Origin of the sequence: Nostoc sp. WHI (assembly GCF_015714725.1) — a bacterium.
GTDB lineage: Bacteria > Cyanobacteriota > Cyanobacteriia > Cyanobacteriales > Nostocaceae > Nostoc.
Window position 1 is genome coordinate 40,980 of sequence record NZ_WBKM01000331.1, and the last position, 22,704, is coordinate 63,683.

A 22,704-nucleotide genomic window follows, 5' to 3' on the forward strand; every position below is an offset into this window, starting at 1 on the left:
TGGTGCTGATGGGTTACACGCACTGTCAATTCCTCAACACTGTCATATAATTCGCTACTACACAATCAAAATCCTTTTACAATCCATGTAAGTGGGTTTCGACTGTGTAAAAGCGATTTCTAGTCAGGAGCATCTCACGTACTAAAAAAATTTGGGATGCTCTTTTTTTTGTAATCCTCACCAAAGAACTGGAGTAGCTTTTCAACCAGGTACTCCAGTTCTTCAGGAATAAAATGTCCGCAGCCTTCAATGACTGTACCGCGAACATTTTCAGCAACTGCCTCCATCGCCTTAATTGGGCGATCGCCTAAACAGTCGTTATCCTTTTGAGTTAATCTTTTCCCGTAAAATACGGGCGGCTTCGGCAGGAGACTTAGCACTGTAGATGGCAGCACCAACTGCTGCTACATCGGCTCCTGCTGCTTCTACTTCCTGAATTGTTTTCTCATTAATGCCCCCGGCAGCCGAAAGAGAAATTGAGACTGCGCTTCGTATAGCCGTGAGATCATCTACCGTAGAAGCGCACAGATGATGAGCCTGTTCGTCCAGTCCGCAGTGTAGTTCCAGGTAATTAACTCCTAGCTTTTCTAAGCTGCGCGCACGTGACACACGATCTGAAACAGAAATCATATCAGCAGTGACGTACTTTCCGTATTTACGAGCAGCAGTAACAGCACCCTCAATCGTGCTGTCATTCGATACAGCTAGGACTGTTGTGAAGTCCGCTCCTGCTTTGAATGCCATCTCAGCCTCTAAGCTTCCAGCGTCCATCGTCTTCATATCTGCAAAAATCAGCTTATCGGGAAAATATTGTTTGAAAGTTGCCAAAACCTTCAGTCCCTCTTGCTTAATAAGAGGAGTGCCTGCTTCAATTATATCGACATAAGGAGAAACTTCTTTGAGTAAGTTCATTGCCTGCTCTAATGACAACAAATCTACAGAAACTTGTAACTTCATAAAACAACCTCATTTTTGTGGGAATTTTGTACTTTAGTACAGTCTAGGAAGACTTTGATTTAGTTACTCAAGATTGGCGTGTAAAGACCAAAGAGTTTCAGAACTTTTGCTTGAATTCTGAGACATAATATGAAACAAAGCATCAAATATTAACAAGGATGATTGCTCGAATAAAGACCCACTAAATTGTTGTGAATGTTGATGGCTATGATCTTGTTTAGCTGCCGCTTCAATTATGATTAGAAAATCTGCAATTTTAGCTAAAGGAGAGTCTGTTTGGGTTGTAATACTAGCAACATATGCACCAATTTTTTTTGCTTTGTGAGCAATTCCTAAAACATATTCTGTCGTACCCGAACCAGAAAAATTAATCAGTAAATCCCCTTGCTGAATTGCCGGAGTAATTGTTTCACCCACCACATAGACCTGACGGCCTAAATGCATTAACCGCATAGCAAACATCCGAATCACTAAGCCACTGCGACCTTCACCAATGACAAAGATTCTTTGGGCATTCATAATTGCTTGCCCAAGCTGGTCAATTGCTGGGTAGCTGATTTTTTCTAAAACGCGTTTGTTCTCGATTAACACTAATTCAATGGCTTTACCAAGACCTACCTTGATGTCTGTGTTAGTGACAGTTTGAGCAATATTAGCCATGATTATCTTTTCCTCTCAAATACTAAAGTTTGATACTCATGCAACCAACTGCTACCATAGTTGCAAAAAACTCGTTACTGTGATGTATGGCATTGGAGAAGAGAAATGGTATAGCTATTATTATTTAGTTTCAGGACTGTCTTCACCACCAAAGATCTGCACGTTATTACTGAAGTTAAGGCTGTTAATCAAGTCCCATCATAAATCTGACTTTTCTGCATCCTATGAAAAGTGATGAGAACGAGAAAAACTCAGTAGTTTACAAAGTTTTTTAGAAGTCCTACCACATAGACATTTCTTAAGGTGCCCCCAGATTATTCAAACTTTTGACATTCTCGGTGAAATCAAAAAAGTAAACCGATAATCCCACAAATATTTCAGCGTAATGGCATTAAGTTAAGCCTAAAAGTAGCCAGCATAAGGGTTGGACAAGGGAATTTCTATCACTTGCGCCTTCACATCTGGAACTTCTTCTTTCTCCCCCTGCTGCTTCGATTATTTTTCTTATCTTAGTGCCATTCGGTTTCAGAGTTAGCGATCGCGTTCATAAAAAATGGATAAAGTCAAGTTTGGAGGATGTCTGAAAAGTATTGGGAGAATAGAATGAGACTGTTGGTAAATGAGTGAGGGATATTAAGCTGTTACGTATACAACTTGCATTATCAGGGCGGGCAAGATGCTGACCTAAAATCATATTTAAAAAATATTAGTGCAAATTAAAGACGCAACAGCTTACCCACTGACTGTCTAATGAAAAATCTTCCTTTAACTTGTCCTAATGGTACAAAAGTACAAGAATTCAATCTTTGTCTAGGTGTAAAATTTTCATACTTTCATTCAGCAAGTCTAAAAAGTCTTGAGAAATCTAGAGAACTTTAAGACTTTTTTAGTATACCCCTAAAACAGGCAATCAAACTATCTTTATATAGCTCCCTCTAGCAGTTCTAGTACATTCCCATCCGGATCAGTAAAGCAAACGATAGTAGCATCTGTTCCAGGCAATTTTTGAGGCTCAGACAAGAAATTTACACTCTGTGTCTTTAAATTTTCGTATACCTGATCGATGTTGCTGGTACGAAGACAGATGCGAGCCACTCCAGTATGGTTTAGATTAGGATAAGGTTGTCCTTCTGTTTTCGGGTCAAGAAATTCAACGAGGTCAATTCGAGTTGCTTTTGGATCATTTTCTAATATCAAGTGGACTCCTCGAAGTTTTGCATATGGTAATCCAAATGCCTTAGCCATAGCTGTGCTACTCATCCCTTTGCTGAAGTCAGCTATAACCTTAAAGCCAAGCATTTCGTAGAACGGCAGTGAGCGATCAAGATCAGTGCAATTCACGTTGCAGTGGAAGATTCCTTCAATGATTGTCAAAGCTGCAACCCCAGCTTCGGCAACTTCTTGGTCTTGCTCACCAGGACCACCGCTTACACCAATAGCTCCAACAATTGTACCGTTTTGCTTGAGGGGAATCCCACCGGCAAAAATCATCACTTTGCCATTGTTAGATGCATGAATCCCAAAAAATTCTCCACCACATTGACTGTGTGCTGCTAATTCTTTGGTTGAGATATTGAAGGCGCGAGCAGTATAAGCCTTCTTAATGGCAATGTCAACACTGCCAATCCAGGCTCCATCCATACGCACATGAGTAATTAAGTTTGCCCCATGATCTACCACTGCTATATTCATTGGCTGACCAATTTCAATAGCTTTTTGTTCCGCAGAAGCAACTATTTTTTGTGCATCTTTGAGTGTAAGCATGACAGTTAGTTATTCCAAATTTTGCTGTTTTTTGTTATCTTTAGGTGATCAGTCCAACCTTACTCTTCGTATCTGTGTTTTTCTGCTTTACCAAGATTCTTCAAGCACAGATGTCAGACCACCATCTACAAACAGTTGCGTGCCAGTAATGAAAGATGCCTCCTCACTAGCAAGGAAAGCAGCAGCATTACCGATATCTTCAGGAGTACCGAGGCGCTTCATCACCTGCCTTTTTTCGACTATATCTCGTTGTTGAACTGGGTTGTCATAGCTATTGAAGAGGTTTTCAATCAGAGGTGTCCATACCCAGCCAGGAGCAATTGCATTGACCCGAATGGTTGGGCCATAGTCAATAGCCATACTACGGGTTAAGGCAGTCATTCCACCTTTAGAAGCTGCATATGGTGCCACATTGTTAACTGTGGCATGAGAGTGGACTGAAGACATATTGATAATTACACCTTTCCCGACAGCCTGCATATGAGGAATCGCATATTTGGAGCAGAGAAATGCACCTTTAAGGTCAATAGCTAAACAATGATCCCATTCCTCGCTTGTTGTCTCCAATACTGACTTGTAAATCCCAACACCTGCGTTATTCACTAAAATGTCTATTTGACCATAAGTATCAATGGTCGAAACAACCATTGCTTTAACTTCTTCTTCGTTGGAAATATCGCAGGGGATGAAGATAGCTTGACCGCCTTTATAGCGAATTTCCTCAGCTGTTTGCTCACCCGCTTTAGCATCCCGAGCCACAACAGTAACTTTGGCTCCTTGCTTGGCAAAAACTGTAGCAACTCCCCAGCCAATACCCTTTGAACCACCAGTGACAATGGCAACTTTATCTTTTAGCTTCATGATTCAACCTCACTAAATTCACAATTTATAAGGATTAGGACTTACGCATCTGAACAAAAAAATCAGGGCTTTGGGAGTCGTGGAAATAGCGATCGTATCTCGATTCACTACCTGTAATTTGCTGTAAATCCTATTATTATGAGACTGTTAGCGAATTGATAGGGAGTTTAACCCATCAGATCCAATCAATCCTATATTTATTTAATTTCGGTGCGTTTCAACCCACTTTAGCTATTAGCCCGCAATTTATTGTAGGGCGGGAAAACAACGCAAAATCAAGATTTTAGGGGGTGGGGGGTTTAACCCATCGTGAATTCACCAACAGTCTCTTATTATTGCTCTACAATTCCATCGGGAGTAATACGTTTTACACCTTCTCCTTGGTAAGCAACAGCAATTAATTCCGTTTCAATCACTTCGCCTGGTTTCATTGTCAATGCTGTACCGTTTTTAACAGCATTCTTAATCCCAGAAGGAGGAAAACTAGTGAATGGCTCAAGAGCACAATTATATGTACGCCCATACCAAGGATAATCAGTATGTCCACCGTAAACCTGCCACATCCAAAGATATTTAAACAGATCTTTGTCCCAAACCATCCCAAAGCCTACACGTTTTCTTTGATTAGTTAAACCGTACCAACCTTCGGTTAATTCTTTGAAAAAGACGACATCAACCGATTCAGTTTCCCTAGAGAGTATAGAGGTAATGTCTTGCATAACTCCGCTACGTCGGTTTTTGACTTGAGGGAAATCATAATCTCCTCCTGGTTCCCACAGACCATTTTTATGGTAAGCCATCACTTCAACTTTGGAAGCTGGGGTCTGAACGACGCAACTATCATCCAGGAATGGCTCTCCAATAGCAGGATGATGACCCCACATAATGGCAAATTCACCTATTGATTCGTTGACAAGACGTTCGTGAATAAACAAAGCAGCAATATCGCGTTTGAGTGACATCGTGCGCTCAAGTATTAATGGTGAACGGTAAAGACGTACACGCATATATAAAGTGACTTGTTCTTTAGTGTCTTCAGAGATAGTAGCCTCAAAAGGGAGGAGTGATAATTCACCATGCAGACCTTGAGAAGCGCCCATATAGGGTTCTGCCGCCCATCCTGCTGAAGGTAATATTTCCTGCCAACCACCGTAGTAGTTATCATGGAAAGCTCCTTCGGGTAGCGCACTAGTCGCAACAAAGGGGCGTCGCATGGGAATCGGTGATTGCCACATGAAGTCCAAGTTGTAAGGCTTGTAGGTGAAGTCAAAGATGTCTGCACCTTTTTCCAATAGTATTCCGACCCGCAGTAATTCGTTCTCTAAGTATGCAATTTGCATACTCTTGTAGGTGTAATCCAAACTAATGCGACAACCCTCTTTTCTTCCGTGCGTGTACATAAGTTCGACTCTATGTCTTTCTATAAGTTCGGAAGGTTATACCTTAACAAGCGACCATTTAGACGATTCTTCAGACCATTTGGGGACAAATCCTGCTGCTACACGTTGTTTTCCTTCATCATGTTCGTTGAAGTACTTTTTCATGATGCCTGGTGGAGTTATTTTATGTCCTTGGCTTATAGTCAATACAGAAGATGTGCTAGAAACGGGAATGGTCTGGTTAGATACAGGATTCGCATCCATAAAAATCCGCAATTCTGAGAATTTGTCGCCCTCTAACCTGAAAATATCGCAGCAAGGAAGTGTGATTACAGAGCCATCCTTGCGCCAGTAAATCACATCCATTTCAACGAATACTACCTCACCAACTTCCCACGTCATCTTAATTTCGTGGTATAAAGCAGAAACCTGATTGAAAAATGCATCCACAGATTGCTTGATGGTAGCCTTAGTAAAACATGGCGCATAGTTGCCAAACTGATACACTGGGGTATCGGTAAAGAATTCAATAAATCCTTCCGAGTCAAATGCTTCGCCTCTAGCAAATAAGCGCGTTACAATCTCTGACGCTGTTCCTGGTAGTCTCTGTGAAATATTTCTTTTCTGGTCTGAAGTTTCACTAAAAACGCTATTATTTGAAACTGAGAGTTCGGACTCGATATTATGTTTATCGTTGGAGAGAGAAAGTTGAACGCCCATAACAAAAACTATTTCCTTCTTCAGTTGATTGATTGGATCGATACTTGTGATTAACCCCGCCTGAAGCTAAATTATCAATGCTCTATGTAAGAGTCACAAACCTAGAATTAGGATTTGTAATCCTCACCAAAGAACTGAAGTAGCTTTTCAACCAGGTACTCTGGACGTTCTTCAGGAATAAAATGTCCGCAGCCTTCAATTGGGGTACAAGAAGCTGAATTACCCGCACCATAGAAATCACGTTAGCGTTATAGACTTTAGCCCATTCCTCTGGCTTACTATCAATCCAGCTGTGGTCTTCGTATGAGCCAGCATTATTGACCAAAATTTCCACACCATCAAGAGTTGATAGTATTTTTTGGGCGACTTGACTTGCGCCTTCATTGGTTGTCAAATCTCCAATAGCAACAACAGCTTGTCCGCCATTTTTACTGATCTCTTGAGCCACTTTATTGGCTTGCTCTTCCTTTCGTCCGTGTATGACAACGATCGCACCTTCTTTTGCTAAAGCTTTAGCGATCGCTGCACCAAGCCCACTACTACTACCAGTAATAAGAACTCGCTTATCACGTAAATGTAAATCCATGAACTGACCTCATGGTTATATTTTTGTAGCCTCTATAACTTTGTTCCATATTATGGAACAAATAAGACGAACCTTAGGTCGACTAATATTTTAATGAACCGATAAGATGTCTCTATTCAACTTTGTAGTAATTCTCAGTCACGAGAATCTGTGTTGAATTTATCTATTCTGAAAAATAATCACCATCAAAGTTCAGTATTTTAAGAATAAACTTATAATATTTTATTACAAAGTCTTAAACGTAAGGTTCAGTTTATAGCGGTTCCCATTCAGATGCGGTACAATGTCATACTCCAGGGTGTCGTAGGGGCAAGGCATACCTTGCCCCTACGGATGTACCTTACGTAAAGGAGAACTGCTATATCTCCAATTTTAACTACATAATGGTTAGAAAACACAGATATAAAAAAGAATACAGTACAAATAAAATATTTTTTAAGTATGATGAAACCGAAGTTAGTAATTTTTAGTAAAAGTAGCAATTTTTACTCATGATTGAAACCTAGATATATTAAGAAAACAAGCAAAACGATGTAAAAGTCTCTCTGTATATATAAGGCTTTCTTGGGTGTTTTTTGTCTAAGTTCCACTATCAGCTACTGGCTTCAGTAATTTTTCCAAAAATTAAAGCATCTTAAGTTACTTTTTCCGTAAAAGCATAAGTTTTTCTTAAAATCGTGAACTTGACTGGTTAAATTTACGAAAAATAGTCAAAGTAAATTTACATCTTAATTATGAAAGTTTCAATGTCAAATTTAGCGGTTAAATCAACTAAAACACAAATAATTAAAACTCTGTTTGAAGCACTGGAATCTGTACCAAATTCTCCAATCGAGTCCTCAGAAAAATATGTTACTTTCCTCACCGAAAGCGCAAAATTTAGGTTTGGAAACTTAGATACTTTAGTTGGACACAAAGCCATCAAGGACTCTTTAGTTGATTTTTGCCAACAAGTAAAGAGTATATATCACGACATCAAGGAAGAATGGGAGATTGGAGATGTGGTATTCCTAAAGATGGAAGTTACTTACTACCGTCTTGATGGCATTGCCGTGACACTTCCTGTGATGGATTTCATTCAATTTAAAGGTGACTTAATCCAAGAACTGCAAATTTTCATGGACATTAATCCAGTATTTGCCTCATTGGGTAAAGGCTAAAAGTTTGGGAGTATCCCAAATGTGCAATATCTGCCAGTTGCGTAAGTTCTAAAACCATAAAAATACTTTCCAAAAAATTTGAGCCAATTTTATTGGCTCAAATTTTAAACACAGTGTAATAAATTGTCAAATTTGTTGTAAGACAAACAAAAGTTCCTGGTTTCTATATTCATGGGCGATTCCCCGACCAATTATGGCTTTCGTTATTTAGCCTAGATTATTCTCTTCATAGAGTCATGAAAGCTATTTACGAGCGATCGCCATTATTAATAAAATCAACAAGTCAAATCTTCTTCCCTTTTGCCTTACTTCATAGTTCTATTAACGGCGTAACACTTTTAACGCGACGTTTGGGAACATGCCTGTTACAACAGCCATTTGCACCCAAATAGTCGCCAAAGACTCTAAAGTGCGTGCTGTTTTGAGTGGTCCGGCATCGATAGCTTCGTACCCGCTCTCCTTGATTAGTTCCGCAGTCACGTACTTAGCCTGTTCGTCATCACCACAATAGAAAACACTCGCCTGCTCGGAACCAAACTGCCGCGATTCAGATTCCAAAATCTCTGCAAATGTCAGGTTAAACGCTTCTACTACTTTGGCTGTTGGAACCAACTGGGCAATTGTTTCCGCAGCAGAAATTTCTAAGAATGCTGTTATACCTGTCGTTAATCCCTCAAAATCCGGTTTCAGAGGACTGACACATGTGATCAGTACTTTGCCATCGAGTGACCCGGCAGCACTGAGCGCATCCTCTACTGCCACCCACGGCACCGCAAGAAAAATTACTTCTCCAAACTGTGCCGCTTCAGCAGGCGTACCAACTAAAGCGCTGGGAGCGATGGAATCAACAAGAGCACGGAGATTGTTTGGCTCACGGGAGTAGCTGAATAGCACTTTGTGACCTTTGTTGCTCCAGATTTTTCCCAAGGCTCTGCCCATATTTCCTGAACCAATAATTCCAATATTCATGCAATCTCCTTCGATCAATTACAAAATTTAACTTACAATCTTAATCTTGACTACTTGCCCAATTCCAGCATATGAGCCGTAGTTTGAAACATAGATGGCTCCATCTGTACCAATAGTCATAGCGGTTGGGAAAACTAGCCCATCGCTAACCAGAGTCTTACGTTGCCCAGAAGGTGACAAATGAATAAGTATTCCGGTTGGGTCACCTGACAACAGAGAGTGGAAGGCGTATTCGAGAACATATAGACCGCCGTCAGGGGCGGTAGCGATATCTATTATTTGAGTGAAACCCTCAGCATAAACTTGTGGCGCTTGACCTCGCTTCAAGCGGAAGATACGTGCAACATTTTCTAAGAAAGGAAATCCAGAGAATTCACCTACGTAGTAGGCTCCGTCTAAACCAAGTGTGATAGCTGTAGGTACTGATTGCACGGGGAAATCTATGTTGGGAAAGTAACGGGGATTAAAAACAGCCTCTGTTGAGATATCCCCCTTTTGATTCACGCGTAGAAGATCGTTAGCACCTCCATCAACGACCAAAGTATCGTTGCCTTGGATTAAAAGAGAGCAGGGATCACTAACCAGATCGTCATTAGATGGATTTGCCTGTGATTCATACTGTGCGAAATCGGCGATTTTTTTGATCGACACGACTTTACCCTTTGGGGTTAAGTTTATCTTGAGAAGTGAAGGTAGATTTGCACCAGCTTCACCCAGGTTGCTTCGATAAATTGGATTAGTAGCATAACCAAGGACAATATAAGCATCTCCCTTTCGATCAAATGCTATGTCACTAACACCGAAAGTTTGGCTGCTGCCATTGACAGACGGCGTTAGCTGGGTACCTCTCGTCTCTACTGTTATCGATGGCAAATCGGTGATGATCCGTTCTTGGACTCCTTGATAAAGGCGAGTCACTGAGCCATGCGAGCCGAAATCTAAAATCACACCTGGCGCTGGTCCCGGAATTTCTATTCCTTGCTCATTTATACCAGCTTCTGTAATATAAAGTGCGCCGTCAGACTTGAAAGCAAGTCCTCGGGGATTATTAAGGTTTCTAGCAACTACGCTCATCTTTACTTGCGAGTTGGTAGATGTAAGGCTTTCCTGTGCATTTACAGTTGGTATTAGCACCCCAGAAACTAGCATAGGTACTGCGACTGCTAAACCTAGAGACAGTAAAGATATTAACAATAGCTTGCTAGTCTTTTTTTCAACCCAATGATACCATCTCGACATTTTCATGTTCTTTTTAAGGTGATAAAAATTTTATATTCAGGATGTATCTCGTTTGACTTGGTTAAACATGTATTGCTTTTATTGTTGTTATGAAAAATCTTCTATTCACGTGTAAACTTTACAGTTTTGGTTATCACTAACTGGAATTCGAGTATCCGTGCTATGGATTTATTTTTCGTTATTGTTTGATCTTTGCTTTTGATAACAGATTGTTTCGCCCTAATGTTTATAGATTATGGTGAGAACCGTCACAAAATGGAGCCTTATTCGTGTATTTACACTGACAAATAGCAACGCGCTGTTTTTCCGTAATCTCAAATTTAATTGGTTTGAATCCAGTTCCTTTATGAGCACCATTACAGAAAGGTTGATTACTGGAGTACCCAGATTTGCACCAGAGATATGTACCAGGTTCCAGTTCCATTACTATTGGTTTTTTGTCAACGATAATAGGTTCATTTGGAATAGGTTCATTTGGTTCTTGATTGACCGATATTGTTTCACTCATCGTGTTCTCCTTATTAAGGTGTGATTGATTAGAAACTGTCTTTGTGTGTTGAATAAGAACGTCGATATAGCGGTTCTCGGTTGAGTGAGGTACAAGAATCCCACCCCCTACCCGCAAGCAATGCGGGGAGTACGATGTACTCATGTGATTAGGAAACGCTATATAAGCAGCAATAAAGCCATAAACAGACATGCCTTAATCAGTTTTTGTGTCCAGCTAGTTTGTTAAACTGCCTTAACCAAGATAAATAATTCTTGACTTTTTCTCAATTTTTGAGTATGGAAGATCGATAAATTAAGGATAAATTTAAGAATATAGATTTAAAAAAATGCAAAATTCTGGGACTGGAGTTTAGTGGTTCATGAATTTAACAGGCTAACCACATCACAATGATTATCATTCTTGAATAAATGGTATTTCTTGAGTTTCTTTTGGATAATTTATTCTTTGGAAGTCCCCTTATAGGGGTTCTCACTCGTATGAAGTACACAAAAACCTTTACCCAACAAGAGATTTAGTTCTAAGAGTGGACATCACCTAGACAATAAACGCTATATAACGGTTCCCACTTAGATGCGGTACAACATTATGTTGCGAGTAGGGGCACGGCAGTGCCGTGTCCCTACGAGTGTACCTCACGTAAACGAGAACCGCTATAACAGCCTTAACTTCAGTAATAACGTGTATATCTTTGGTGGTTAAGATAGGCTTGAAACTAAATAATAATAACCATAGGACTCCGATTTGGTTTTTGAAATCCACGTAGGGTGTGTTGACAGAAAGTAAGCCATTATTCTAAGCTTTCAGTGCTTTATAGCAGTTCTAGGTTGAGTGAGGTACAAGAACCCAACCCCCGCCTCGCAAGCGAGGCGGGGGCTACGATTAACTTATGTGATTAGGAAACGCTATATGCTCCCCTAACACACCCTACAAGACTACTTAAGATTTTTTCAAAAACAATTTATGATTCCTATATACTATTTCTTTTCTTTAATACCATATACCACAGTAAGGCAGCAATTCTAAATTTAAGAATTGACAAGGGACATACAGCAATCAGTCCAAACTACGTGAAGAATGTATTTGACGAACTGCTCCCAAAGAAAGAGCTAATGATTGAAGTGTTGGGTTTTGCCATTCTCCTCGGATAATTACATACTGCGATCGCCAAGCAGACTTGTTTGAACCTAGTGGGATCGCGTAGTTAGGCGATGACCTCTGTAGTAGGCAAAGGATGTGTGAATTAACACAAAAAAAGGCTTCCATTACATCTTTCTTTGCTTGTCAGAGTCTCACATTTAAAGAAATTTGGCTTCATTCCTGAGAATATCTTTTTCCTAGTCAAGGTGCAATGAGCAAAAGCTTAAGGAAACTAAATCATGACCGTTTCGCAAACTATAACCAATCCTTTGCAAGCATTACAAAATTATGGACAGTCTATATGGCTGGACTATATCCGGCGCAGTCTGATTACTAGTGGCGAACTGCAACGCCTAATTGATGAAGATGGTGTAAGAGGGGTTACATCTAACCCAGCAATTTTTCAGAAAGCCATTGCTGGTAGTACTGACTACAATGATGCCATCAAGACAATTGAGGATGGTGAGGATCAAGATGCTATTTCGCTCTATGAAAAGTTAGCAATTGAAGACATCCAAGCCGCAGCAGATATCCTGCAACCTATTTACCAGCAAACCAACAGACAAGATGGTTACGTCAGTCTGGAAGTTTCACCCTATTTGGCTCACGACACTCAGGAAACCATTTCAGAAGCACATCGGCTTTGGCAAGCGGTAAAAAGACCTAACCTGCTGGTTAAAGTTCCCGCTACAGATGCAGGTATCCTTGCCATTCAACAACTGATTAGCGATGGCATTAATGTCAATGTGACGCTGCTGTTCGCCCAAGAAGCCTATGAGCAGGTTGCAAATGCCTACATCGCCGGACTAGAGGCACTTGCTGCTAAAGGTGGAGATGTTAGTCAAGTGAATAGTGTTGCCAGTTTCTTCATTAGCCGGATTGATACCGCCATTGATAATCTGATCACTGCTCAACTCAAAACAACAAGTAATAAAGATGAGCGGGGATTACTTGAGGTGATGCTTGGGAGAATAGCGATCGCCAACGCTAAACTAACTTATCAACGCTACCAGGAGATTTATCAAAGCGATCGCTGGAAAAAACTTGCTCGATTGGGTGCTAACGCCCAACGACTTCTATGGGCAAGCACAGCTACTAAAAATCCCCAATACAGTGATGTTTTGTATGTGGAAGGATTAATTGGTCAAGACACCGTGAATACAATTCCTCCTACGACTTTGGCAGCTTTTGGCGACCACGGACAGCCTCGCCCTAGCTTGTCAGAGAACGTTGACATCGCTTCCGAGATGATGCTGAAGCTGCAAAGGGCAGGTATTTCCTTTAAAAGTGTCACAGATCAATTGCTGGTTGAAGGATTAGATTTATTTTCCGATGCCTTTGACCAATTGTTGGGTTCAGTAGAGAAAAAGCGAGAAATCGTTTTGGGGGCAAAACTTGACTCCTTATCCTACAAACTGCCAGAAGACCTTGCTACTAAAGTTAAAGTACATCTAGAAGACTGGCGTGTTAATGGCAAAATCCGCAGACTGTGGTCGCACGATGCTTCTCTGTGGACGGGCGCGGATGAAAATCGCTGGTTGGGTTGGCTTGGAATTACTGAAGATCAGTTAGCGCAAATTGACCACCTCAAACAGCTAGCACAAGAAGTTAAAAACTTAGCTTTCTCTCACGTTGTGCTGCTTGGTATGGGTGGGTCGTCACTCTGCCCAGAGGTAATGAAGCTCACTTTTGGGAAAATTGCAGGTTATCCAGAACTATTAGTTCTAGATTCAACTGACCCAGCTCAGATTCAGACGCTTTTAAATCAAATCAACCTGACCACAACCCTGTTTCTTGTTTCTAGTAAGTCTGGCAGCACCCTAGAACCAAACATCTTCAAGCAATATTTCTTTGATCAGGTGCAGCAAATTCTTGGGGAAGAATCAGCAGGAAACCGTTTCATCGCGATCACAGACCCTGGTTCCCATCTGCAACACATTGCTGAGGGCGACAACTTCCGCCATATCTTCTTTGGTCTGCCTAGTATTGGTGGTCGCTATTCTGCCTTATCTAACTTTGGGATGGTTCCAGCTGCGGTAATGGGTGTTGATGTTGCCAAGCTGCTAGACTCTGCTGAAGAGATGGTTCATTCCTGCGCTCCTTCGGTTCCAGCAGAGGATAATCCTGGTGTCGTTCTCGGAACTATTCTAGGTGTATTGACAAACCAAGGAAGAGATAAAATTACGCTGATTACCTCGCCCTTAATTGCAGATTTGGGTGCATGGCTAGAGCAATTGCTGGCGGAGTCTACAGGTAAAGATAACTTGGGATTGATTCCAATTGACCATGAATTATTAGGAGAACCAAAAGTATACGGTAGCGATCGCCTGTTCGTATACATTCGTCTGGAATCTGACCCTGATCCAACTCAAGATGCTGCCTTATTAGCGCTAGAACAAGCAGGACAGCCCATTGTCCGCATTTCTGTTGCTAATCCATACCAGCTAGGACAAGAGTTTTTCCGTTGGGAAATTGCCACTGCGGTTGCTGGGTCAATTATTGGCATCAATGCCTTTAACCAACCTGATGTGGAAGCTAGCAAAATTGCTACTCTTCAATTGACGGCTGAATATGAAAAAACTGGGTCATTGCCACCCGAAACACCAATTTTAACAGAAGCAGGCATTAAGTTATTCACTGACCCCAAAAATGCTGTATTCCTGTCCGAAGCAACGGGACATGACCAATCTCTAGTTGGTTATTTAGGCGCTCACTTGAATCGACTCGAAGCTGGAGATTACTTTGCATTGCTAGCTTATGTCGAAATGAACGAATCCCACAAAGCGCAATTGCAAGTTATTCGGCAGTTAGTTCGTGACTCAAAGCAAGTTGCAACCTGTTTGGGCTTCGGCCCCCGCTTTTTGCACTCCACAGGACAGGCGTACAAAGGTGGGCCAAACACTGGCGTTTTTCTACAAATCACCAGTGATGATGCCGTTGATTTACCTGTAACTAATCAAAAATACACCTTTGGAGTTGTAAAAGCAGCGCAAGCAAGGGGTGATTTCCAGGTATTAGCAGAGCGAAATCGTCGAACTTTAAGATTACATTTTGGTAAAGATGTCCAAGCAGGTTTAGACCTATTACAGACACTTATCAAGCAAGTTTTGGTCTAAGTTCCAGGGTATGTAGCGATTCTGATCTCAATTGCTAACACACCCTACGGATATTTCAAAAATCGGCGTTGCTGAATCAAGGGATGATTCTTGTAGGGTAGGCAAGATGCCCATCCCAGAAAACTAGCAAAATCATCCTGCTTTCTCTGCAACGCCCAAAAATCTACATAGTGCATCTTCATAGCAAGTATTTAGTCAACAGAGGAGAAAAATGATGCAAATTGGTGTAATTGGTCTTGGGCGCATGGGTGCAAATATCGTTAGACGGTTAATGCACTATGGACATGAGTGCGTAGTCTTCAACCGCACCCCCGACAAAGTTCGGCAGTTAGAAGGCGAAGGTGCCACAGCAGCCACCTCACTTGATGATTTTGTAAATCTACTCGCAAAGCCAAGAGTTGTTTGGGTAATGTTACCTGCTGGGGATGTAACCGAGGAAACGATCGCTACTTTGGCTGAAAAGCTGGAACCAGGTGATATAGTTATCGATGGTGGCAATTCCTACTATAAAGATGATGTCCGTCGTGCCAAATTAATCAACACAAAAGGTATCAACTACGTTGATGTCGGTACGAGCGGCGGTGTATGGGGATTAGAGCGGGGTTACTGCCTGATGATTGGCGGCAAACCAGAGGTTGTCAGCTACCTCGATCCCATTTTCAAATCCCTGGCTCCGGGAACAGGAGATATTCCCAAGACACCTGGAAGAGAAGACCTCAGAAGCACTGCCGAAATGGGCTACTTACACTGTGGTTCTTATGGAGCAGGACACTTCGTCAAAATGGTGCATAATGGCGTTGAGTATGCACTAATGCAGGCATACGCCGAAGGGTTTGACATTTTCCGCAATGCCTACTCTGAGGAACTGGGTGAAGATTATCGTTATGACCTAGATGTGGCAGACATTGCCGAAGTCTGGCGGCGGGGCAGTGTAGTGGGGTCGTGGTTGCTAGACTTGACTGCAATGGCACTGGCAGAGAATCCCACACTTTCTAACTACAGTGGGTATGTGCAGGACTCAGGCGAAGGACGCTGGACAATTATCGCAGCGATCGAAGAAGCTGTCCCGACTGATGTACTATCGGCTGCCCTGTATACTCGTTTCCGCTCCCGACAAGAGCATACTTTTGCGGAGAAAATCCTGTCTGCCATGCGCTACAAGTTTGGCGGACACGTTGAGCAACACAGCTAAGGGATATTACTTATAAAACCATGACTTTTGCAAAAGCAAATAACCTGACTAAATTGCCAGACCAACCAGCAAATCCCTGTGTGATAGTGATTTTCGGTGCAGCTGGAGACTTAACTAAGCGCAAGCTGATCCCTGCCCTGTACAACTTGGCATCCAATAACTTGCTGCCTGAGGAGTTTGCCATTGTGGGTGTCACTCGTGCCCCCATGAGCAGCGAAGATTTTCGTACCCAAATGAGTCGGGATATCGAAGAATTCTCCACTAACAAGATTGACCCCCAACTTTGGCAGTGGTTTGAGAAACGGCTGTATTACCTAGCAGGTGATTTCCAGGACACCCACACCTACAATCAGCTCAAAGAATTGCTAATGCAGGTTGATCAAGAGTGTAGCACCCAAGGCAACTATCTCTACTACCTAGCAACTGCGCCGAATTTCTTCTGCGACATCATCTGGCAACTAGGCTCTGTTGGACTCACCCAAGAAGACGGTAATTGGCGGCGTGTCATTATTGAAAAACCTTTTGGACACGATCTGGAATCTGCTCAGGCTCTGAACAAAAACATCACCACAATTCTCAAAGAAAGTCAAATATATAGGATTGACCACTACCTGGGTAAGGAGACGGTGCAGAACATTCTCGTCTTCCGCTTCGGCAACGGACTGTTTGAGCCAATTTGGAATCACCGTTATATCGATCATGTACAGATTACAGTTGCTGAGACTGTTGGGGTAGAACGCAGAGGTGGCTACTATGAAGGAGCGGGGGCAATCCGCGATATGGTTCAGAACCATATATTCCAACTGGTGGCGATGATGGCGATGGAGCCACCTGTTTCCTTTGAAGCAGATGCGGTGCGGGATGAAAAGTCAAAAGTACTCAAGGCAATTCAACCCCTAACACACCATGATGTACTGACTCATACCGTTCGCGGGCAGTATGGCGAAGGGATAGTGAAGGGAGAACACATACCTAACTACCGTTCAGAGTCTCGCGTTGCTCCTGACTCTGGGACGGAAACCTTTACGGCTATGAAGTTGCTGATTGATAACTGGCGGTGGGCGGATGTACCTTTTTACTTACGTACAGGTAAGTGCCTACCACAGCGAGTCACTGAAATTGCCATCCAATTCAAGCGAGTACCGTCCTTGCTTTTTCACCAAACCTCCGTTGATCAGCTAGTTCCCAACTTTCTGGTGATTCGGATCCAACCTAACGAGGGAATTAGTTTGCAATTTGGGGCAAAAGTTCCTGGGCCGACGGTGCGAATGGGTGCGGTGGATATGGATTTTGCTTACACTGACTACTTTAATAGTACGCCTAGTACGGGCTATGAAACCTTACTCTATGACTGCATGATTGGTGACGCTACCCTGTTTCAGAGGGCAGATAATGTGGAATTGGGCTGGAAGGTCGTCAGTCCGATTCTGGATGTCTGGAAAGCTTTGCCACCGCGCAACTTTCCCAACTATGCCGCAGGTACTTGGGGTCCAAAAGATGCAGATGAGTTGTTGCAACGCGATGGTCGGCAGTGGAGAACAAGTGCCGATATGAGTCCCCCAGTCAAGCATTGAGTGAATGCGACCCTCTAAAGAATAAGAGTGACAGGATTATGAATCAAACGAGTCAGTTCAAACAATCTAAAATTTCTTTGCTGGTTGCCGATGTAGACGGCACTTTGGTTAATCGTGAAAAGATATTGACAAATCGCACCTGTACAGCTGTCCAAAAGCTAAATGAGGCTGGGATTATCTTCACCATCACTAGTGGTCGCCCGCCCTTGGGGATGAAGATGATTGTGGATGCACTTAACCTGACTGCCCCGATCGCTGGCTTCAATGGTGCAGTGTTTTTTAATTCTGACTTTTCCATTATTGATCAGAATGTCCTGACTCAGGCGATCGCTCAAAAGGTCGTTGAAATCATCACTGCTCACGGTCTGGATGTTTGGATTTATCGAGACAACGATTGGTTTGTACATGAGCGGCATGGTTCTCACGTTGATCGCGAAGAAGGGACGGTTAAATTCTCACCAACCGTTGTATCCAACTTTGATGGACTGCTAAACAACGTCGCCAAAATAGTCGGCGTCAGTGATGACTTGGAAGCAGTAGCCCGATGCGAGGTTGATGTGCAGCGAGAATTCAGTGAACAAGTCTGCTGTGAGACGGGCGCGAGTTCCCGTGATGGCGAGCAAGTTTCTGCCGCGCGCTCTCAGCCCTACTATTTAGATGTTACCCACCCTCGCGCTAACAAGGGAGAAGTGGTAAAGCGCCTTTGTGAACTCCTGACAATTCCGGCTCACGAGATTGCCACCATTGGTGATATGCCCAACGATGTACCAATGTTTAAACAAAGCGGTCTGAGCATTGCTATGGGCAACGCCAGTATCGAAGTGCAGCGCCAGGCCCAATATGTAACGACTTCCTATGAAGAGGAAGGATTTGCCAATGCAGTGGAACAGTTCATTTTGGGTAGTAACGGCTCACAGCGACTACTCGATCAAAGCTCAAGGCAGTCAGCAGCTACTAATTAAATCCAGATCAACCCTTGAGGTGAAAAATTGTCCTTACTGCTCTCATAAAATGCTGCAACATATTCGGAATAACCATATTTATTGGTTCTGCCGTAGATGTTGGCATGAAATGCCGTTGCTAAATCCAATACCTTCGCCAAAAACAGAGGTAGTCTAACTTTTGCCAAGACAGCCTAATATAGTGACTCAGTTTTTTGACATAAGGCAAAAAAAGCATGTATTACCTGGGTCTGCTCTATGTCAATACTCGTAAATTGGCGAAGGTATTGTAAATGTAAAAACCTGTAATTCATTCTCAGCTTCTCTTGTCAGCAGGTCATTAATTAAAAGAAAAAACTGATTTATTTTGGAGAATTAAGATGAGTCAACAAGTCAAAGAAATTCTTAGTTGGTATGGCAGCGATAATCCAGGAACCCTAACCAACTTAGCACGACTACTCAATCATGGTAAGTTAGCAGGCACTGGTAAACTAGTTATCCTGCCCGTGGATCAAGGATTTGAACACGGGCCTGCCCGGAGTTTTGCCGTTAACCCACTTGCCTACGACCCTCATTATCATTTTGAGTTAGCAATCGAATCAGGCTGTAACGCCTATGCAGCACCTTTAGGATTCCTAGAGGCGGGTGCAAGAGATTTTGCAGGTGGCATCCCCCTGATTTTGAAAGTTAACGACCATGATGTACTGATAGATGAAAAAGATCCCAGCCAAGCCTTGACCGGGAGTGTTCAAGATGCCTTAAGACTAGGTTGTGTGGGAATTGGTTTCACTATCTATCCTGGTTCAGCTCATCGATTAGAGTTATATGAGCAAATTCGCGCCTATGCTGAAGAGGCAAAACGCCACGGCTTAGTAGTGATTATTTGGTCTTACCCGCGTGGCTCCGGTCTGAGCAAATTGGGAGAAACTGCAATTGACGTGACGAGCTATGCTGCCCACATTGCTGCCCAACTTGGTGCCCACATTATCAAGGTGAAGCTACCAAGTGCTCATATTGAGCAAGAGGCAGCTCGTAAGGTCTATGAAAAAGAGCAAATTCCAATTGCTACGCTCGATGAGCGAGTACGGCACGTTGTGCAATGTACGTTCAATCGTCGGCGGGTCGTAATTTTTTCAGGTGGCGCCACTGAAAGTGATGATGTATTACTTGATGAAATTCGTGCTATCCACAAGGGCGGTGGATTTGGCTCTATCATTGGGCGCAATTCATTCCAACGTTTTAAACCAGATGCACTACGGTTACTGACTGCAATTACAGATATTTACTCTGATGAATTCGCTCCGATTCCTACCCGAGTACTTGTTTAGTACTCGACTCGACCAAAATTGCCGATTATGTGGCAAGCAGGGGAGCAACAGGACAAAGGCATCTTAATTAGTCTTGACAAAAACTTTAGTTAGCAAATTAACGAAATAACAAGATTTACCGTTTGATTCATTTTCACTCGTGTCAAAGCGATGCCTACGGCGGGCTACGCCAACGCCTAAAATATTGTCAATGAGTAGGTAAGTGGTTAGGCAAAATTATTTATGTCATTGCGAGCTAAATAAAATGTAGCGAAGTAATCTCTAATTAATTTTGCATAACTACTTAATTAATGCGATTCTTTTAGACTTTATTGAGATTAGGATAGTTGTATTTTTAAGAATGTTAAGGTACTACATCTCCAAAAGTATGAGTAAAATTAACTCAGAAGTAAAAGCTTTTGTTTGCAGCTTTTTCTGAGAAAAATGTGGCGGCTAATCCTTAATAATTATCAGGCAAAATTTTATTTAAAAAGCCAAAATTCATCGATTAATCTCACCTCAAAGGGACATTTTTGCCACTCAAGCGATAGTAAAACACTTGATCAAAACCAAGCGATAAGCGTCAAAATCTTGATGATTCTATCTTTTTGGAATGTCTCACCAAGATAAATTTTAGTACAAACCAATCGTAATACTGTCACAAAAATAAATTTCGTTCTCAGTATTGACGATTGGCGATCGCTCAGAGTTTGGGGTCAACAGCATCGACTGCTCATTTACCCCCATCCATCCTAACTAGAAAGAGAAGACCGTCCGGACAGTACCTGTAATAATCGTACCATTGGCATTCTGGTTGGCAGAATTAGTAATTACCTGAATTAAAGGACTAACTTGAATGTTGTCACTCACTCTAAAGTTGTAGAATGTTTCAAAGTTGGTTTGAGTAGTATTACCAATTTCACTAGCAATAAAGGGTTGACCAACTGCAATACCAGCCAAAGCGCCTGGGGAAAACAAGTCTCGGAACGCCACCCCCGCCATCCAATAGTTGGGTTTGATGTCACCAAAGGTACTGTTATTGTAATTACCGTAGCCATAGCGACCAAATACGCCAAGTTTCGGTGAAAAAGCTAACTCAAAATTTGCGCCAAATGCGTCATAGCGGTTATCAAATAATTCTCCACCACTGTATTGGAGGCGTATGGCAAAAACTTTCGATGGCGCATACTCTAGTTCAACAGTACCCTGATATGTATCGCCAAATAAACCTTGTTCGCCACCACCAGTAGGATACAACAATCGAGTAAACGGCGCTGTACCTCTGATAATTCCTTGATTACCTGGATTGGCTGCTTCTGCTGCTGCATACAAAGCCCGTACAGTCAATGCTCCTGCTCCTGGCTTCCAATCAATTGCTGCACCTGCACTTGGACCGTTGACAGGGAAAAGAAGGTAGTTATTTACAAATGCCAAAGTGCTAAAGTCTCGAAAGCTTAGGTAAGCGTAACTATTGCGGTCAACATAATCTGTAGTACGAATCTCAGGGCCCACAGATACCGTGAAGTTTTTGAATGGCTGAAAAGTGTAGTATAGCCGTGCCAGTCCAAGGTCGTTATTAGTGGGTGGTTTGATTGAGTAGTCTAGAACACTACCAAAGGTCGGCTCTAAGAATCCTGCCGCATTGTCAGTACCATTAAAGCTGCCTGTATCAAGACGGATTTTTAACTGGTCTGTGCCAAAAAAGCTTGTATCTAAGTCTATAGCAGCTCGATAAAGTACCGTAGTATTCGGGTCAGAACCAGCAATTTCTTCACCTGTAGGGCCAATGATGCGTTCTCCATCAAATGTTCCTGAATTCACCGCTATGATTACTTGACCACTGAGCTTGGTGGTTGTGGAAAACTGATTTGTCTCTAGTTCGATACTACGGGCTTCTAAAGTATCTATACGGCCCCGCAACGTAGCCATCTCTGCTGCAAATTCCTTTTGCAAACGTTTAATTGTAACTAAATCTTCTGTGGAAACTAAGTCAGAAGTTGCCGTTGCAATCACTTCGTTGATTCGCTCCAAACAAGCATTTAACCCAGCTGCAAACTCATATCTTGTCAAGGCTCGATTGCCCCGGTAGAGATTTTCTGGATACCCTGCAATGCAACCATATCGCTCAACTAAAGACTGTAACGCACCAAAAGCCCAATCTGTTGGTTGTACATCTTTTAGCTGAGACACAGAAGTGACTTGTGCCATTGGGGCATCATTACCTGTGTTTGTTTGCACCTTTTGAACAAGAATAAAAGAAAGTGGTAGACTGTCACTTTCATGAGCAGGCGTTGTTGTTAAGCCAAAGACAGACTGGTTGTTAGAAGTAGCAACGAGAGCAGCCTGATTTTCAGAAGTACTGACTGGGGCTAGCTGGGACAGTTGAGTAACACTCCCTGGAATTGTTTCGGTAACAGTGTCATTAATGGTAGCCTGTTTAAGCCGGGTGTTCGTAGGTTCTGATATTTCAGCTAAAACAGGAACACATAGAACAATTAAATTGAGGATACTCATCCCACTGACTAGATTCAAACGTATCTTTAAGGTTCGCATCATGAGATTTAAGTCTGAAATACCAAATTCCTTTCGTAGCTTGAATATGAGCAAGTACTGATTTGATTTTATGGAGGC

21 protein-coding genes are annotated in these 22,704 nt (G+C 42.3%); 6 read left to right on the top strand and 15 right to left on the bottom strand.

Annotation, left to right across the window (positions count from 1 at the left end; genetic code table 11):
- Positions 1 to 134 precede the first annotated feature (134 nt).
- The 8 genes from F8S12_RS33795 to F8S12_RS33830 form a co-directional block, all read right to left on the bottom strand.
- Positions 135 to 287: a hypothetical protein gene (locus F8S12_RS33795; protein WP_196520624.1), complete on the bottom strand. Its 153-nt coding sequence runs from the start codon at positions 285 to 287 to the stop codon at positions 135 to 137.
- 31 nt (positions 288 to 318) lie between these two features.
- Positions 319 to 957, bottom strand: coding sequence for a 3-hexulose-6-phosphate synthase (gene hxlA, locus F8S12_RS33800; protein ID WP_196520625.1), 639 nt, complete (start codon positions 955 to 957; stop codon positions 319 to 321).
- Between the two features lie 63 nt (positions 958 to 1,020).
- Complete coding sequence (hxlB, locus tag F8S12_RS33805; protein ID WP_196520626.1) at positions 1,021 to 1,617, bottom strand: 6-phospho-3-hexuloisomerase; 597 nt, start codon at positions 1,615 to 1,617, stop codon at positions 1,021 to 1,023.
- Positions 1,618 to 2,538: 921 nt separating this feature from the next.
- Positions 2,539 to 3,381 (bottom strand): heme-binding protein, encoded by an 843-nt coding sequence (locus F8S12_RS33810; protein WP_196520627.1) that lies wholly within the window; start codon positions 3,379 to 3,381, stop codon positions 2,539 to 2,541.
- Positions 3,382 to 3,468: 87 nt separating this feature from the next.
- Positions 3,469 to 4,242: an SDR family NAD(P)-dependent oxidoreductase gene (locus F8S12_RS33815; RefSeq protein WP_196520628.1), complete on the bottom strand. Its 774-nt coding sequence runs from the start codon at positions 4,240 to 4,242 to the stop codon at positions 3,469 to 3,471.
- Between the two features lie 332 nt (positions 4,243 to 4,574).
- Complete coding sequence (locus F8S12_RS33820; RefSeq protein ID WP_196520629.1) at positions 4,575 to 5,582, bottom strand: aldose 1-epimerase; 1,008 nt, start codon at positions 5,580 to 5,582, stop codon at positions 4,575 to 4,577.
- Between the two features lie 96 nt (positions 5,583 to 5,678).
- Positions 5,679 to 6,341, bottom strand: a complete 663-nt coding sequence (locus F8S12_RS33825; RefSeq protein WP_196520630.1) for a nuclear transport factor 2 family protein — start codon at positions 6,339 to 6,341, stop codon at positions 5,679 to 5,681.
- An 82-nt stretch (positions 6,342 to 6,423) separates the two neighbouring features.
- The gene (locus F8S12_RS33830) at positions 6,424 to 6,927 is read right to left on the bottom strand and encodes an SDR family NAD(P)-dependent oxidoreductase (protein ID WP_196520631.1); all 504 of its coding nucleotides are present in this window, start codon (positions 6,925 to 6,927) and stop codon (positions 6,424 to 6,426) included.
- 734 nt (positions 6,928 to 7,661) lie between these two features.
- On the opposite strand from F8S12_RS33830, the gene F8S12_RS33835 reads away from it, so the two are divergent.
- Positions 7,662 to 8,087 carry a nuclear transport factor 2 family protein gene (locus F8S12_RS33835; protein WP_196520632.1) on the top strand — a complete coding sequence of 142 codons (426 nt, stop codon included), beginning with the start codon at positions 7,662 to 7,664 and terminating at the stop codon, positions 8,085 to 8,087.
- Positions 8,088 to 8,408: 321 nt separating this feature from the next.
- On the opposite strand, the gene F8S12_RS33840 is transcribed toward F8S12_RS33835, so the two are convergent.
- From F8S12_RS33840 to F8S12_RS33855, 4 genes are all read right to left on the bottom strand, one after another.
- Positions 8,409 to 9,056, bottom strand: a complete 648-nt coding sequence (locus tag F8S12_RS33840; protein WP_196520633.1) for an NADPH-dependent F420 reductase — start codon at positions 9,054 to 9,056, stop codon at positions 8,409 to 8,411.
- A 27-nt stretch (positions 9,057 to 9,083) separates the two neighbouring features.
- Positions 9,084 to 10,301, bottom strand: a complete 1,218-nt coding sequence (locus tag F8S12_RS33845) for a ScyD/ScyE family protein (RefSeq protein WP_196520634.1) — start codon at positions 10,299 to 10,301, stop codon at positions 9,084 to 9,086.
- 220 nt (positions 10,302 to 10,521) lie between these two features.
- Positions 10,522 to 10,803 carry a CDGSH iron-sulfur domain-containing protein gene (locus F8S12_RS33850; protein ID WP_196520635.1) on the bottom strand — a complete coding sequence of 94 codons (282 nt, stop codon included), beginning with the start codon at positions 10,801 to 10,803 and terminating at the stop codon, positions 10,522 to 10,524.
- Positions 10,804 to 11,859: 1,056 nt separating this feature from the next.
- A complete protein-coding gene (locus F8S12_RS33855; protein ID WP_196520636.1) occupies positions 11,860 to 12,069 on the bottom strand; it encodes a hypothetical protein in 210 nt (69 codons plus the stop codon).
- A gap of 113 nt (positions 12,070 to 12,182) precedes the next feature.
- On the opposite strand from F8S12_RS33855, the gene F8S12_RS33860 reads away from it, so the two are divergent.
- A complete protein-coding gene (locus F8S12_RS33860; RefSeq protein ID WP_196520637.1) occupies positions 12,183 to 15,059 on the top strand; it encodes a bifunctional transaldolase/phosoglucose isomerase in 2,877 nt (958 codons plus the stop codon).
- A gap of 44 nt (positions 15,060 to 15,103) precedes the next feature.
- On the opposite strand, the gene F8S12_RS33865 is transcribed toward F8S12_RS33860, so the two are convergent.
- The gene (locus F8S12_RS33865; protein ID WP_196520638.1) at positions 15,104 to 15,241 is read right to left on the bottom strand and encodes a hypothetical protein; all 138 of its coding nucleotides are present in this window, start codon (positions 15,239 to 15,241) and stop codon (positions 15,104 to 15,106) included.
- Positions 15,242 to 15,270: 29 nt separating this feature from the next.
- Here F8S12_RS33865 and gnd point away from each other — a divergent pair, with 29 nt between their 5' ends.
- Genes gnd through F8S12_RS33880 form a run of 3 tightly spaced genes read left to right on the top strand, consistent with a single transcriptional unit; the run spans position 15,271 to position 18,787 of the window.
- Complete coding sequence (gene gnd / locus F8S12_RS33870) at positions 15,271 to 16,251, top strand: phosphogluconate dehydrogenase (NAD(+)-dependent, decarboxylating) (protein ID WP_230968458.1); 981 nt, start codon at positions 15,271 to 15,273, stop codon at positions 16,249 to 16,251.
- Positions 16,252 to 16,271: 20 nt separating this feature from the next.
- On the top strand, positions 16,272 to 17,825 hold the full coding sequence (gene zwf, locus F8S12_RS33875; RefSeq protein ID WP_196520639.1) for a glucose-6-phosphate dehydrogenase: 1,554 nt from the start codon (positions 16,272 to 16,274) through the stop codon (positions 17,823 to 17,825).
- A gap of 38 nt (positions 17,826 to 17,863) precedes the next feature.
- Positions 17,864 to 18,787, top strand: coding sequence for a Cof-type HAD-IIB family hydrolase (locus tag F8S12_RS33880; RefSeq protein ID WP_196520640.1), 924 nt, complete (start codon positions 17,864 to 17,866; stop codon positions 18,785 to 18,787).
- Here F8S12_RS33880 and F8S12_RS33885 read toward each other — a convergent pair.
- Positions 18,784 to 18,954, bottom strand: coding sequence for a hypothetical protein (locus F8S12_RS33885; RefSeq protein WP_196520641.1), 171 nt, complete (start codon positions 18,952 to 18,954; stop codon positions 18,784 to 18,786). The genes F8S12_RS33880 and F8S12_RS33885 overlap by 4 nt on opposite strands.
- A 192-nt stretch (positions 18,955 to 19,146) precedes the next feature.
- Between F8S12_RS33885 and F8S12_RS33890 the strand changes: the two genes are divergently transcribed.
- Positions 19,147 to 20,094: a class I fructose-bisphosphate aldolase gene (locus F8S12_RS33890; protein WP_196520642.1), complete on the top strand. Its 948-nt coding sequence runs from the start codon at positions 19,147 to 19,149 to the stop codon at positions 20,092 to 20,094.
- A 735-nt stretch (positions 20,095 to 20,829) separates the two neighbouring features.
- Here the strand turns inward: F8S12_RS33890 and F8S12_RS33895 are convergent.
- Positions 20,830 to 22,629, bottom strand: coding sequence for an iron uptake porin (locus F8S12_RS33895; RefSeq protein ID WP_230968459.1), 1,800 nt, complete (start codon positions 22,627 to 22,629; stop codon positions 20,830 to 20,832).
- Between the last annotated feature and the right edge of the window lie 75 nt (positions 22,630 to 22,704).

Excerpts from the sequence above, each read along its gene's own strand:
- F8S12_RS33835 (WP_196520632.1), top strand. The coding sequence starts at position 7,662 with ATGAAAGTTTCAATGTCAAATTTAGCGGTTAAATCAACTAAAACACAA.
- F8S12_RS33845 (WP_196520634.1), bottom strand. The coding sequence starts at position 10,301 with ATGAAAATGTCGAGATGGTATCATTGGGTTGAAAAAAAGACTAGCAAG.
- F8S12_RS33795 (WP_196520624.1), bottom strand. The coding sequence starts at position 287 with ATGGAGGCAGTTGCTGAAAATGTTCGCGGTACAGTCATTGAAGGCTGC.
- F8S12_RS33840 (WP_196520633.1), bottom strand. The coding sequence starts at position 9,056 with ATGAATATTGGAATTATTGGTTCAGGAAATATGGGCAGAGCCTTGGGA.
- F8S12_RS33855 (WP_196520636.1), bottom strand. The coding sequence starts at position 12,069 with ATGGAAGCCTTTTTTTGTGTTAATTCACACATCCTTTGCCTACTACAG.
- hxlA (WP_196520625.1), bottom strand. The coding sequence starts at position 957 with ATGAAGTTACAAGTTTCTGTAGATTTGTTGTCATTAGAGCAGGCAATG.
- F8S12_RS33860 (WP_196520637.1), top strand. The coding sequence starts at position 12,183 with ATGACCGTTTCGCAAACTATAACCAATCCTTTGCAAGCATTACAAAAT.
- F8S12_RS33830 (WP_196520631.1), bottom strand. The coding sequence starts at position 6,927 with ATGGATTTACATTTACGTGATAAGCGAGTTCTTATTACTGGTAGTAGT.
- hxlB (WP_196520626.1), bottom strand. The coding sequence starts at position 1,617 with ATGGCTAATATTGCTCAAACTGTCACTAACACAGACATCAAGGTAGGT.
- zwf (WP_196520639.1), top strand. The coding sequence starts at position 16,272 with ATGACTTTTGCAAAAGCAAATAACCTGACTAAATTGCCAGACCAACCA.
- F8S12_RS33850 (WP_196520635.1), bottom strand. The coding sequence starts at position 10,803 with ATGAGTGAAACAATATCGGTCAATCAAGAACCAAATGAACCTATTCCA.
- F8S12_RS33890 (WP_196520642.1), top strand. The coding sequence starts at position 19,147 with ATGAGTCAACAAGTCAAAGAAATTCTTAGTTGGTATGGCAGCGATAAT.
- F8S12_RS33880 (WP_196520640.1), top strand. The coding sequence starts at position 17,864 with ATGAATCAAACGAGTCAGTTCAAACAATCTAAAATTTCTTTGCTGGTT.
- F8S12_RS33810 (WP_196520627.1), bottom strand. The coding sequence starts at position 3,381 with ATGCTTACACTCAAAGATGCACAAAAAATAGTTGCTTCTGCGGAACAA.
- gnd (WP_230968458.1), top strand. The coding sequence starts at position 15,271 with ATGATGCAAATTGGTGTAATTGGTCTTGGGCGCATGGGTGCAAATATC.
- F8S12_RS33895 (WP_230968459.1), bottom strand. The coding sequence starts at position 22,629 with ATGATGCGAACCTTAAAGATACGTTTGAATCTAGTCAGTGGGATGAGT.
- F8S12_RS33815 (WP_196520628.1), bottom strand. The coding sequence starts at position 4,242 with ATGAAGCTAAAAGATAAAGTTGCCATTGTCACTGGTGGTTCAAAGGGT.
- F8S12_RS33820 (WP_196520629.1), bottom strand. The coding sequence starts at position 5,582 with ATGCAAATTGCATACTTAGAGAACGAATTACTGCGGGTCGGAATACTA.
- F8S12_RS33865 (WP_196520638.1), bottom strand. The coding sequence starts at position 15,241 with ATGAAGATGCACTATGTAGATTTTTGGGCGTTGCAGAGAAAGCAGGAT.
- F8S12_RS33825 (WP_196520630.1), bottom strand. The coding sequence starts at position 6,341 with ATGGGCGTTCAACTTTCTCTCTCCAACGATAAACATAATATCGAGTCC.